An 11,698-nucleotide genomic window follows, 5' to 3' on the forward strand; every position below is an offset into this window, starting at 1 on the left:
TCACACTTTTCACATTTTTTTCAAAAAAGTACTTGAATCTTTCTGGAAAGTGTGGTATATTATTGCCATCCTAGATACGGGATGCGAACCACACAAAGTGGTTTGTGAAATATTTTTTCTAATTTTGAAGGGAGTAATATCATTATGATGATGCCTGCAAACTTCTCTGCTGTTGCAGAAAACGAACTGACCTACGTTGTTGGTGGTGCTTCTCTGGTTGACTACCTGGCACCCGCTATGACCACTGAGAACTGGCAGAATGTTTCTGCTAACGTGATCAAGATCGTTGGCAACACCTTCCTGAAGAACTATGTTTCTTCTGCTTTCGACAGCGTGTTCGATGGCAACTACGTCCCCGGTGACTTCATCGGCGGCGTGTGGAACACCGTGCACCGTGCATACGACAAGGGTGCTCACACCTACGCAAACGGCGCTTGGGGCGCTGGCCTGGGCCTGCTGAACGCTGCCCTGAGCATTGCTGGCGGTCTGTCTGCTATCTACACTCTGGGCTCCAGCTCCATCGGTCTGGAAGTCAAGTCCGCTGGCGACAAGACCCTGAACACCGGCTACGGCTTCGGCTACAAGGGCTAATCTCTCCTGATATAAGGATAGACTAGCACCCGGAGGGAAACCAAAGGGCTAACGTACCCCCGCACAGAATGGGCAACTGTTCTGTGCGGGGGTTTTGTTTTTGCAGTATTGGTGTGCGGGCAGAGGAGAGACCTTTATAATACCGTAAAATTTGCAAATGGCGTTGGCTTGTAAAAAAGATGGGATTATGGTACTATGTTCTTGGAAGAAGAAAGCGGGTGGACCAATGCCTGAAAATAAAACGCAGCAAGAGTTGGCAACTATGTGCAGAGCTATGGAAGAAATGAGAAATGAAACTGTTCGGGAGCGGAACATCGAGTGTGCTTTGGAAATGCTGGCAGATGGAATGCCATATGAAAAGGTTGCAAAGTATTCAAAGCTGACCCTTGAAGAAGTCAAAGCCTTGGATACGAAGAAGCCTGCCTGATCTGTAAGACGGCAAACGCCGCCCGGCAGCAGCTCCTGAACATTTTTTATACGTAAATTGTAAAGCGTAAAAAGTAAGCCCCGCAAGACTTTTGATCGGTTTTGAACCAATTGAGCCTTGCAGGGCTTTTGCATTCTACAGGATTTTTGCTTTATACCGCCTGTAACGGTGTGTTTTCCATTGCTTTCTTAAATTCCTCAACTGTCATGTTGGCTTTTTCTGCAGCACGCTCCGGCTTTAAATCACCCTCTTGGACGAGCCGCATTAGCATCCGCATCTCGCCAATGCCGATGCCTTCTTCTCTGCCAATGCCGATGCCTTCTTCCCGGCCTTCGGCCTTGACACCTTGACTAAGGTTGCACATAATAAGCACCTCTCTTTCCAGTTCTTCACTCATTGCAACGCCAAACTCTTCTTCGAGAATTTTCTTTTTCTCCGCAGCCGCTCTTGACGAGGAAAGCAGCACATCCAGAAACTTCAAAATACCTGTATAGTTTTCTGCATCAGGTTTCCCCAGACAAATCGTTACCACGCTCATCAGATCATAATTTTCTGATTTTTCAGTAGCGTTTCCAATCAACTGCTCTGGCCGAATCGAATACCGTGTGAGTGTATTCTGAAATTCATCCGACGGTTTTGTGCAGACCCATATAGAATACACTTTTCGGATTTTTCCATACTCCGATTTTTTGAAAATCGGCCCGTGCTGCGCGGAGATCATTCGGCTGCAATAATAGATTGCACGCTTCGTCAGCGGGTATCCCGGATTAAAAGCAGTCTGTGCTTCTACATTGATAATAAGACGAATTACATCTTGTGAGGCAGCATCATTCGCTGTTGTCGGAGTGATCGCATCAAAGCGAACGTCATAACGCACCGTTCCCTCAGTCAGCGTAGAATCCTCATTATTGCTTCCGGTTATCACTTCGGGAGCTTTTGGAGGTCTGTTTGTATCATCAACGTGAACGCCAACCGTGCCAACCTCTGGAGTTCCCTCAATATACTTTTCGGCAATTTCCTCTACGGAACATTCACTGTATTCATCTACACAGCCCTTCATGATCTGCGCCAAAATCTGCTTGTTCGCCAGCAGTTTTTTGGCCGTCTTATCATAGTCCGAATCAAACTCCGTCTGAGTTATCGTGTGTGCAAGCTGATTTTCTACCGTGTTTTGCTTTTCCATCGGCATTCACTTCCTCGCAACAGGTTCAACAAGAGCATATAAGCCCTTATCGTACTTTCATCTTACCATAAATCGTTTTGCATATCAAGCTGTGCAGCCTGCTCAACACCGGAAATGGAGTTCCATGCTTATAATAGCGTTGGCTTGTAAAAAGATGAGATAATGGAACGATATTCTTGGAAGAAGAAAGCAGGTGAACCAATGTCTGAAAATAGAACCCGGCCGGCACCGGCATGACGAAGAAAACATTCCTACACAGAAGGGGAAAATGTTCTGTGCGGGTTTTGTTTTGCTTTTTTCGATTTTCTGGGAAAAATCTTCCGAAAATGGTTGACAATCCGGGGAATCGCTGGTATAATTACTCCTGTCGTCAGGCACGGCACGAACATCTGGGGGATTAGCTCAGCTGGGAGAGCGCTTGCATGGCATGCAAGAGGTCAGCGGTTCGATCCCGCTATTCTCCACCAAAAAAGCACTGTACTTCGTAGGAAGTATGGTGCTTTTCTTTTTGCTTTCTTGGAGGTCACACTGAAAATCAGCCAAATGCCTGATTTTGCAGGCGTATGGACGGCAACCCCCAATTCTTGCTGTTTCGTTGTTTTTGAAAATGCTTGTTCGATGCCCGACTGTTTTGCAGGCGGACGTATCACTCCCCCTCAATGTAAGGAGTGAGATCGAAGTTGAACGAGATGTTGATCTGGTATCCGCGATATACGTCTACCCTGCGGATGAGCTGGTTGACGATCATCTTCTTCGCTTCAAAATTTGCACTGTCGTACAGGTCAGCATAAGAAATCAGTTCATCATACAGCCGCGACACTTTATCCATCAGCTCAGCCGTTTTCTCCAGTTCTTCACTGGCCGCTTCGCAAAGGTTTTCCAGCTCCGTGAGTTTCTCTTCCTGCGCTGTAATCATTTCGGCAAGGGTTTCTCTCGGTAACACGCTTTCACCTTTGATGCAAGCTAAAACCTCGGTTTTCAGTGCGAACAGGTCTTTTTCTGCCTTGTTCCGCTGTGTCTGAAGGTCTTGCAGATGATTCTTGCGTTCCGCATTCTCTTTTTCATAGCGTTTTGTAACGATCTGCTCTTTGGGGATACCCCTCATCTTGGAGAAAATCTGGCGGACAGCTTTATCAATGATCTCATCCAGAATGTGGACGGTATATCCCGTCTGCCCGGTGCAGTTGGTCTGCTTGCGGAGCTTTCCGTAACAGGTATAGCGAATACGCAGCGTATCGTCTAACGATCCATCTGCCATTTTTCGCCATTTACGGCTGCTGGTCAGTTCCAGCTTTGCACCGCAGTGTCCGCAGTAAGCGTTGCCGGCAAGCAGCGACTTCCCATGGATGTTCAAAGGAAGACGATTTTCGGCTTCCGCAGTTGAGCGCACAGAGCGTTCATTCCGAATGCGCTGTGCGTTTTCAAACTGTTCCTGCGGGACAATCTGCAAATCCGGCATCAATTCTGACCGTGCATCCCCACAGCGGAGAACGCCGGTGTAGGTCAGGTTTTGTACCATCCCCCGAATACTGGATGGGTGCCAGCACTTTCCAGACCTTGCGCGATAGCCAGAATTGTTCAGATAGGTAGCAATGTGCTGCGGGCCGTAGCCCTCATACACATATTTGTCAAAGACAATCCGCACTACGGCAGCTTCCTGCTCGTTGATGTGCAGTTCGTACAGTTCATGCTTGCGCTTGTTGATACGCCCACTCCGTACAAGGTCATAGCCATAAGGCGCATTTCCGCCCTTGAAGTGACCTTCTTCTACAAGCTGGCGCAGACTGGTGCGGGTACGGACGGAAGTCTTTTCGCTTTCTCCGTCCGCCTGCCAGAATCGGATGTAGTTCAGCAGTTTGTCAGTGTGGTTGTCGAAACGCTGCTCACCCTCTTGGGTACTCCATACCCGGATGCCGTTCCGTACAAACCATTCCACAACAAAGGGCGTTTCATCTGCGATACGACCGATACGGTCGAACATGAATACCAGCAGGATATCGAACTTGCCCTTTCGGGCATAGTCCTTGATGATCTGGAGCTTGTCGCGGGCGGCGGCCCGGACTTTGTGGCCGGACACGCCTTCTTCCTGTTCTTCATGGACGATGACCCAGCCCTTCGATTCAGCGAATTTATGGCAAGCCTTTCGCTGCATGGGCAGGTCTGCTTCATGGTTGGAGTTGAAATCCACCTGCTTATCGGTGGAAACGCGGTACAAGCAGCACACGCGATTGTTATTTCTTGTCATTGTAAATTCCTCACTTTCATCATAAAAGTGGGGATAGGCTTTATTTCGTTGTCAAAGAACGTCCGGCAATGGCTCGGTTTGTAATATCGCCCGTTACCGCACTCAGTATAGCGTTTGATTCTGCATTCGTCCATGATGTCAACCTACCTTCTTCGTATAGCTGGTGGCAAGCAGGATGTTCCGAATGCGCTCAAACGCTTCCGGGTTGGGTTCCTTGGAAAAGCTAAAAACGACAGGATAACCGTTGATTACATGATATTGCCGGTCGGCATCACGGTCAGCCGCAGGAAGGTTCTCTGCGACCTGTGAAAATTTATCGATCATAAGATTGTAACTCCTATTATGAATAAATGCTGTTGTCTTAATATGTAACAATGGGCATCTGCGTTGTGCGGATGCCCATTGTCTTTAAGGAGAGATTCCTGTAAATGTCAGAACTTCATCGGCAGGGCATCCTTACGGGATTTGCCGTTGTACGCCGCATAGATGGGGAAAACGTATTTCTTCCATCCGGGCAGCTTTGCGGGTTGTCCATCCCGGTGCGGTAGATTTCCATGGGATGGACGCTGCGCAGGGCACGGATCAGCCGTTCCTCGTTGAACTCACCGTGATACACTTCCACGAAGTACATCACACCCTTCAGGACTGCGGCACGGAAGGAATCGGGTTTGCCCTCCCATGCGTCCACAATCAGCCGCAGAGCCTCGCAGTAGATTTTCTCGCCCATCTGGTTGTACAGCTTGAGTGCAGTGCCTACGCAGCTGATGCGGTAGTCGCTCAACTGCAAGCTGTCATAGTTGAAGTCCAGACCCACCCGGTTGGTGGCTGCGAGGAATGCCATGGAAAGAGCATCCTCGCCCACGACCTTGGCACGGAGCTTGATGCCCGCCGTCAGCGGTGCAGCGTGACCGTTTTGCTCTGCGAAGAACAGGGCTTCCTGCTGCATCGTCAGACCCGTATACACCTTGCAGAGAATCGGGAGGTCTTTGCCACCGTTGCGCAGGATACGCGCTTCAATGGTGTGCTGACCGTCCGTTACATAATACCGGCCATTGCGAAAGCTGACCTTCGGCTCATTCGCCGTATATTCATTGAAGTCTCTTGCAATCAGCTCAACGCGCTTACGCTGGATGCCCCGCTGATAAAGCTCGCGCGGGTAGATTAGCTTGCTGCTGTGAATGACCACCATCTGATAAGGAGTGGCCACATTGAAAGATGCGGAAAAGTTGTTGGTGTTGCTCAGTCGCATTGCATTTCCTCCCGGATTCTCCAGATGTATTTTTCGGCTTCTGCTAAAATCTCACTGACCTGCTGCTTACGCTTCGGGATGGTGAGCAGGCTGGGATTAAAGGTAAAGCTGTATTCGAGCCGCTGTATCATGGCATGAACAGCGGATTGCAGCTCGGTGTACAGCATCATTTCCTCCACGCTCCCTGCGTCCTCAAAGGACGATTTGATGGGTGTGTAGGGATAGATGGGTGGCTTTCCATCCACTACTTCCGGCGGCGCATACGCTGCCGTGGAGCGGATGATGGGCTTGAGCTTCCGAATGCTGCCCAGTGGGTTCAAGGCAAGACTGTTCTTCAAGGCATAATCGAGCTGCTGCATATCTTCCGGGGCGAGATGCCCTAAGTATTTCAAAATGCGGCTTTTGTCGATGGTGAAGATCTGTTCTGCCAGAGCCATAGAGGACATAGACAGCCCTTCGTTTTCCAACAAGCAGTGTGTCGGCTGAGTTACTTTCTTTTCCGTATTGCTTGTCAGAGGGACAACGATGAGGGTCGGTGCATAGGTATTGCCCACATCATTCTGAATGATGACCGCAGGGCGGTCGCCGTGCTGTTCCGAGCCGGTACTTGTGTTTCCGAATTGGACGTAGTAAATGTCTCCGCGCCGGAACTTCCAGTTTTGCTGCAAATGTTTACCTCCATGTTTTGTTATGTACAAAGCCCGCTGCTTTTTCTTGGCAGCGGGCTTCGTTCAATTTATGGTGGCATTCATTTTAATGGGGTGTGTTATCACCTCCCCGGTGACAAAGTGCAGTGCCGGACTTACCGGTGCATAACAACATAGTCATGCCCACGGTTGGTCTGGCAGACCGTGCAGGTGTCCATGCTCTTGTCAGGGCTGGGCACGAGCGCAATTTTGAAAGCCTTAGCTTCCACGAAGTGCCGGAGGCAGGTCGCGCAGAGGGTTCGGATGGATTTGACCATTTCCGGGGTCAGCTCCATTTCCTCGTAGATCTCCTGCTCCCGCACGGTAGGATTCAATTCAACCATAGAGATGTCCTCCTATGTCGGGTAGTTGTTTTGCGGATAGATATGGATAAGTAAAAGTAACAGGAGTTGTCGGAGACCGAAAACGGCATCCGACCGCTCCTGCTTTATTGCAAACCAACGTGTTATTCGTTGGGGAATCGTGTTGGGATTGCAGATCACTGCTCTGCCGATTTGGCAGTGCGATGAAAATATGAATAAAGTTCTCTCATATTCGCCCTCGGCTCCCTGAGAGTGGGGAATCATCTGGCGGCGGGCTTGTACCGCTCCATTGGCATCTCAGCCACCCCGCCTAACGCTGACCGGGCTGCGTTGAACAGAAGTATCATTATCTTGAAGTACCAGATGATTGAACTATTCAGCTTTCAAGGTCCGTGAGTGTGGACATATCACCAGCGGCGAGAGCCGTCTGGGAAATTGTCCCCTCACTTACTAGCTCACGAGAAAGCTCAATCCATAGCATCAAATTCAAAGTTTTTCAAAAATTTAGTGATTCGTTTGATTTTGATGCTAATTGTAGGCTGAGAGCAGCGTAAAACTTTAGAAATTTCAGTAACAGTGTAGCCGTCATAGGCATATAAGGTCAGAATTTTCAAATCCTCCTCTTTCAATTTCTCAAGGGCAGAGAGCAAGCGTTCATCTTCAATTTCGCCAATCCATGTAAAACGACTTTTGGTCTCCCTGTATGTGTCGGCCATCAAAATAGCTTCTTCATAGCGGTCGTTACTATGGGTGTCCTCCGTGTCTGCATCATTAAAGGCGAGGTCTTTTGAATGTCGATAGTACCGCTGTTCGGAGTTGACAACTTGAACATCAAAGTTGTACATCTCTTGAATTGCTTCCTCTGACATTCCTGCTTCCCGGTACTGGATACGCAGTTTCTTCCACTTGTTTTCCAGACGTACATGCTCAAAACCATTGTTAAATCCCATGTTAAACCTCCAAATTTTCGATAAAGCGTAAAAAGTTGAAAATTTGGAGATTCTAGGGATACTTTGCGGCCAGTTCCAGCCACGAAAAGAGGGCAAAAAGAAACATGAAATGTCCTTTCCACTGGATGCGGAGGATGAGGACACTTCACTGTTGGACAGGGCACTGGCTTTTCTTTGGGCGCAAAAAAGAGACGCATTAAAGAAAAGGGTACAAACACTGTTTTCCATCCGCGGATGGAAAGCAATATGAGTATCCTCAGCCTTTAATGCATCTCAGGCTTTCGATATATTTTTCTTCGTTACAGGTCAAAAGCGGTTTATCCGGCTAAAAAAAGGACAAAAAAATAAAACCCTCGCGGCCAGACAACAAGGCTTTGACTTGCCTTGTTATCATAGCACACGAGGGTCTTATAGAAGTCACATGACGGTCTTATGAAAGTCACATGGAACGATTTTAGAAAAAATAAGGTCACACAGAAGTTGTATGAAGGTCACACGAAAGTCGCATGACGCAACTACGTTATTTTATCATTCGAGTGAGTTGAGTAGTTTCTGGTATTCATCTTCGGGCAGCTTTTGCTTCGCAGCCGCAAGCTCGCCCGCTGCCATCTCGTCCATGTGCTGCTTCTGGTACGAGCGAATAAGCCAATAGTAGGCTTTTGTGTTTTCCGGCGCGATGGTCAGGGCCAGTGCAGCATCCCGATGAAGCAGATCGTATGCGTGGAAGTCCATCAATTGCTTCAGCAGTTCATTAACTGTACTCATAAATGCGAGGTGGTATCGGTTTGCGTAGTGAACCAGCCAATGTTCGCCATTGGCAGCAGAAAGAAGTTTGCCCTGATACAATGATGCCGCTTTTTCGAGCAATCTCACCTTATTTATAGCAGAAGTGGCTTTTGCGGCTGCAATGCACAACTCATCGAACCGCTGAAAATCGGTCGTGATATGGAGGTCGGGGTTGAATTGGTAGCCAGACGGCGTGGAGAGAATCAGCTGCTCATCCGAGATAATGCTGAATGCTTGCCGCAGCCGGTAAACGAGCTGTTTGACCTTTTTTCCGGGTTCGTCCTTATCCTCCAGTTCTTCTGGCCAGATTTCCTGTACGATTTCCAACGATGAAAGGGCTTTCTTATTGGAAAGCAGCATAAAGGTCAGCAGACGGCTGATTTTAGGAGATTTCAGGTCAGACTCCGGCAGGACACCGTGGGAAGTGTGGATTTTCAATTCTCCGAACAAGCTGATGAAGACATCATGGCTGCTCTTGATATTTTCTGGCGAGAATGCCATGCTCAGACTGTCAGCCATTCGCTTATCGTTGTATGCCGCCAGTAACACATAGGCCAGAAGTTTAAGCATACTGGTCTGATGGGTGTACCGCTGAGGGTTGCGCACGGCAATCAGGGCGATTTGCCGTGGTTCCAGTGGAATCGCAAGGACGGACTTAATACCTAAGCGCTCATACAACCGGTATTCGTCCGGGTAGGTGTCCTTGACATCTTCTGCATCAGAAACGACCATCGGGGTTCCTCTGCGCACTGCCTTTACCCAGCGGTCGAGAAATTCAGACGATTCAAACTCATTTGTAAGGATAGTGGTTTTATCTTCTTGGCATTCATTGTGCCACCAGAGCGGCTTCCACAGCCCCAAATCCAGATCAACCTGAATTAGACCGCACCAGTCGGCATCATAGAATTTACAGGCCGCTTCCATGACCCGCAGAGCAACTTCCTTCGGCGGCAGATGGCGATAGTATAACTGTGTCTCCAGCTCATTCATTGTGTTCTCAAAATCAAGCGCACACTGAACGTTCTCCGTGTCAAGTTCTTCGCTCACCGAATCAGATTGCCGCATAACAGACACCTCCTGAATAAAAAGCAGCATCCGGGCATTCTTCCGCTTAATACGGTGAATCCCGGATGCTGCTATGTAAAGCTATCTCTCCACCGCATAAGCTGAAGAATGCCCCATCATTTTGCTTTTAAATAACAAAAACCGCCTGTGAGTTGAAATCTTCACAGACGGTTCTAACATGGTAGAGGGATAAAATTATCCCATTCAAAAAGCAACCAGCTGCCATGACCTCGTATATGAGATTTTAGACTCATTTGGCTTTGTTGCCCTATCTTTCGGTAGGTTTACCAAGTATTAAGTTCTTTGATAATTTACTTTTTTACGATTGTTTTTATAAAAGCCGTAAGTGCATTGATCTGCTCGGCATCGAACTGTTTTAGCTGGTCAACAAGTGCATTCATTCCATTGGAGGTTTCCTCGCCGAAATTAAAAAATTCTTGTGGAGTAATGTTGAAATATTCGCAGATGTAAAAGAAATTTGCCATCGTCGGAAAGGCAGTACCACTTTCGATTGCACGAATATAGCCGGGATTCTGCCCGATTGAGAGGCTCATGTCTCTTGCAGACACACCCTTCTGTGTGCGCAGCTCAGTAAGCCTCTTAGAAAACTGTTCTTCGTACATGGCCACCACCATCCTTCTCAACTCTATTGTAGTCGAGAGCATAGCTGAAACCGAATGATTAAATCTATTATTTTTAATTGATATAATCAACTACCTGTGATAGACTAAAAGAAAATGGAAAAAATAAAAACCATGAATTTTTACATTCATGGTTTATGTTTCCTGTCGCAGAGTAGCCCACTCTGCGACAGGATGATTCAATTGAATTTTACCGCCGATTACACGGATGGTCAAGAGAAAGCAATCTGAAATTCTGAAAAAAAGAAAATAATGTCGTACTTACTCGACAATTTCAACAAATTCGATACAATCCGATTGTATGCTCCGTCAAATAAGCCGTCAACGAAAGGAAGGTTTTTGTGTCAAGAAAAGGATTGAACATTTATAAAAGGAAGGATGGCCGCTGGGAAGCACGCTACATAAAGTCGCGAAATGCGCTGGGAAAGCCCAAATATGGTTATCTGTATGCTTCCTCCTACCGCGAAGTGCGATGTGATCTACAGCACACGCTCCAGCTCCAAGGTAAACCATCCGGAAGCGAGGAAAGAACCAGAAACAGTACATTTGAACTTGTTTCCATGGAGTGGCTTGACGCCTTTTCCATTAACTTCAAGGAATCCACCTACATTCGTTATCGGACGCTAATCGAATGCTATCTCATGCCATCATTCCAGACAGTAAAAATCGAGAAGATCACAAAAGAAATGGTAAGGAAGCTTTGCAAACACCTTGAACTGCACGGAAAAAAGGATAAAACCGGTCTTTCTCCCAAGACAATCTCGGATGTGCTCTCTGTTCTGCGTCGCATTCTGAATTATGCAGGAACACTCGGTATATTCGTAGATTCGAAGGTTCTTGATATCAGGGTCAAGCAGACGCAAAAGTCGTTGCCCATTTTAAGCCTCCCAGAGCAGATGATTTTGCAGCAATATCTAGAGGAACATCCCGATGCTCTGAATCTGGGGATTCTTCTTTGTCTACTGACAGGAATACGTATCGGGGAGCTGTGTGCGTTGACGTGGGAAAAGATCTCGATTTCGGAAAGGAATATCTATATCTGTCAGACGATGCAACGTATCCAGAATCGGGTACCTGGGAGCAAAAAAACACATATCGAGATTGCATCTCCCAAAAGCAGCTCCGCTAATCGGAATATCCCAATCTCAAATTTGCTGTTCGGTTTTCTGGAGCGCTATTCCCTGAGTCACACCGGATTCTTTTTGAGCGGTTCTCCTTCGAAGTTTATCGAACCGCGGTGCATTCAGCGAAGATTTCACAAGATTTTGGATGCCTGTGGATTGGAAAAAAGGAATTTTCATGTTTTAAGGCACACTTTTGCCACACGCTGTGTGGAAGCAAAAATCGACATCAAAACTCTGAGTGAGATTTTAGGACACTCATTGGTGTCTGCACCATTCAGGACCTTGGCTCCAAAAATGGCACGTTCGTGGGCGACGAGAAAATTCTGGGCAGCAATACAGTGACGCTGGCGAATGGTATGTATATCACGCTCGGAAACGAAATCTTCCAGTTCAAAAACTGAGCCGGGAAAGTATTAGGACGGGGTGAG

12 protein-coding genes, 1 tRNA gene, 1 pseudogene and 1 riboswitch are annotated in these 11,698 nt (G+C 47.5%); of the genes and pseudogenes, 5 read left to right on the forward strand and 9 right to left on the reverse strand.

Going from position 1 to position 11,698, the window contains the following annotated elements:
- Positions 1–144: 144 nt before the first annotated feature.
- Entirely contained in the window at positions 145–591 is a 447-nt protein-coding gene (locus tag ACNSPV_RS08630) for a hypothetical protein (RefSeq protein WP_348583696.1), read from the forward strand.
- 226 nt (positions 592–817) lie between these two features.
- Positions 818–1,018: a hypothetical protein gene (locus ACNSPV_RS08635; RefSeq protein ID WP_348583695.1), complete on the forward strand. Its 201-nt coding sequence runs from the start codon at positions 818–820 to the stop codon at positions 1,016–1,018.
- 151 nt (positions 1,019–1,169) lie between these two features.
- Here ACNSPV_RS08635 and ACNSPV_RS08640 read toward each other — a convergent pair whose 3' ends face one another.
- Positions 1,170–2,201 (reverse strand): hypothetical protein, encoded by a 1,032-nt coding sequence (locus ACNSPV_RS08640; RefSeq protein WP_348583694.1) that lies wholly within the window; start codon positions 2,199–2,201, stop codon positions 1,170–1,172.
- Between the two features lie 391 nt (positions 2,202–2,592).
- On the opposite strand from ACNSPV_RS08640, the gene ACNSPV_RS08645 reads away from it, so the two are divergent.
- Positions 2,593–2,668 (forward strand) — tRNA-Ala (locus ACNSPV_RS08645).
- 179 nt (positions 2,669–2,847) lie between these two features.
- Here ACNSPV_RS08645 and ACNSPV_RS08650 read toward each other — a convergent pair.
- The 8 genes and pseudogenes from ACNSPV_RS08650 to ACNSPV_RS08685 form a co-directional block, all read right to left on the reverse strand.
- Positions 2,848–4,446 carry a recombinase family protein gene (locus ACNSPV_RS08650; RefSeq protein ID WP_112145132.1) on the reverse strand — a complete coding sequence of 533 codons (1,599 nt, stop codon included), beginning with the start codon at positions 4,444–4,446 and terminating at the stop codon, positions 2,848–2,850.
- Positions 4,447–4,584: 138 nt separating this feature from the next.
- Positions 4,585–4,770 carry a hypothetical protein gene (locus ACNSPV_RS08655; RefSeq protein ID WP_015565653.1) on the reverse strand — a complete coding sequence of 62 codons (186 nt, stop codon included), beginning with the start codon at positions 4,768–4,770 and terminating at the stop codon, positions 4,585–4,587.
- Between the two features lie 107 nt (positions 4,771–4,877).
- Positions 4,878–5,578, reverse strand: a pseudogene (locus ACNSPV_RS08660) (DUF6551 family protein).
- Between the two features lie 107 nt (positions 5,579–5,685).
- Positions 5,686–6,363, reverse strand: coding sequence for a type II toxin-antitoxin system PemK/MazF family toxin (locus tag ACNSPV_RS08665; RefSeq protein WP_348583693.1), 678 nt, complete (start codon positions 6,361–6,363; stop codon positions 5,686–5,688).
- Positions 6,364–6,497: 134 nt separating this feature from the next.
- On the reverse strand, positions 6,498–6,725 hold the full coding sequence (locus tag ACNSPV_RS08670) for a hypothetical protein (protein ID WP_015565651.1): 228 nt from the start codon (positions 6,723–6,725) through the stop codon (positions 6,498–6,500).
- Positions 6,726–7,171: 446 nt separating this feature from the next.
- The gene (locus ACNSPV_RS08675; protein ID WP_015565650.1) at positions 7,172–7,654 is read right to left on the reverse strand and encodes a sigma-70 family RNA polymerase sigma factor; all 483 of its coding nucleotides are present in this window, start codon (positions 7,652–7,654) and stop codon (positions 7,172–7,174) included.
- 528 nt (positions 7,655–8,182) lie between these two features.
- Entirely contained in the window at positions 8,183–9,505 is a 1,323-nt protein-coding gene (locus ACNSPV_RS08680) for a BTAD domain-containing putative transcriptional regulator (protein WP_015565649.1), read from the reverse strand.
- Between the two features lie 207 nt (positions 9,506–9,712).
- Positions 9,713–9,804, reverse strand: a riboswitch (cyclic di-GMP riboswitch).
- A 12-nt stretch (positions 9,805–9,816) separates the two neighbouring features.
- Positions 9,817–10,128 (reverse strand): helix-turn-helix domain-containing protein, encoded by a 312-nt coding sequence (locus tag ACNSPV_RS08685; protein WP_117529631.1) that lies wholly within the window; start codon positions 10,126–10,128, stop codon positions 9,817–9,819.
- Between the two features lie 359 nt (positions 10,129–10,487).
- Here ACNSPV_RS08685 and ACNSPV_RS08690 point away from each other — a divergent pair, with 359 nt between their 5' ends.
- Together ACNSPV_RS08690 and ACNSPV_RS08695 are read left to right on the forward strand one after the other, a co-directional pair.
- Positions 10,488–11,612 (forward strand): site-specific integrase, encoded by a 1,125-nt coding sequence (locus tag ACNSPV_RS08690; RefSeq protein ID WP_348583692.1) that lies wholly within the window; start codon positions 10,488–10,490, stop codon positions 11,610–11,612.
- On the forward strand, positions 11,576–11,671 hold the full coding sequence (locus ACNSPV_RS08695; RefSeq protein WP_418268271.1) for a hypothetical protein: 96 nt from the start codon (positions 11,576–11,578) through the stop codon (positions 11,669–11,671). The genes ACNSPV_RS08690 and ACNSPV_RS08695 overlap by 37 nt, the downstream gene beginning before the upstream one ends.
- Positions 11,672–11,698: the final 27 nt, after the last annotated feature.

The sequence above is a fragment of the Faecalibacterium sp. 3 genome, assembly GCF_048323735.1.
Taxonomy (GTDB): Bacteria; Bacillota; Clostridia; order Oscillospirales; family Ruminococcaceae; genus Faecalibacterium; species Faecalibacterium wellingii.

Bases quoted from the DNA above. Each gene is read 5' to 3' on its own strand.
- ACNSPV_RS08670 (WP_015565651.1), bottom strand. From the start codon at position 6,725: ATGGTTGAATTGAATCCTACCGTGCGGGAGCAGGAGATCTACGAGGAA.
- ACNSPV_RS08680 (WP_015565649.1), bottom strand. From the start codon at position 9,505: ATGCGGCAATCTGATTCGGTGAGCGAAGAACTTGACACGGAGAACGTT.
- ACNSPV_RS08640 (WP_348583694.1), bottom strand. From the start codon at position 2,201: ATGGAAAAGCAAAACACGGTAGAAAATCAGCTTGCACACACGATAACT.
- ACNSPV_RS08630 (WP_348583696.1), top strand. From the start codon at position 145: ATGATGATGCCTGCAAACTTCTCTGCTGTTGCAGAAAACGAACTGACC.
- ACNSPV_RS08675 (WP_015565650.1), bottom strand. From the start codon at position 7,654: ATGGGATTTAACAATGGTTTTGAGCATGTACGTCTGGAAAACAAGTGG.
- ACNSPV_RS08635 (WP_348583695.1), top strand. From the start codon at position 818: ATGCCTGAAAATAAAACGCAGCAAGAGTTGGCAACTATGTGCAGAGCT.
- ACNSPV_RS08685 (WP_117529631.1), bottom strand. From the start codon at position 10,128: ATGTACGAAGAACAGTTTTCTAAGAGGCTTACTGAGCTGCGCACACAG.
- ACNSPV_RS08655 (WP_015565653.1), bottom strand. From the start codon at position 4,770: ATGATCGATAAATTTTCACAGGTCGCAGAGAACCTTCCTGCGGCTGAC.
- ACNSPV_RS08650 (WP_112145132.1), bottom strand. From the start codon at position 4,446: ATGACAAGAAATAACAATCGCGTGTGCTGCTTGTACCGCGTTTCCACC.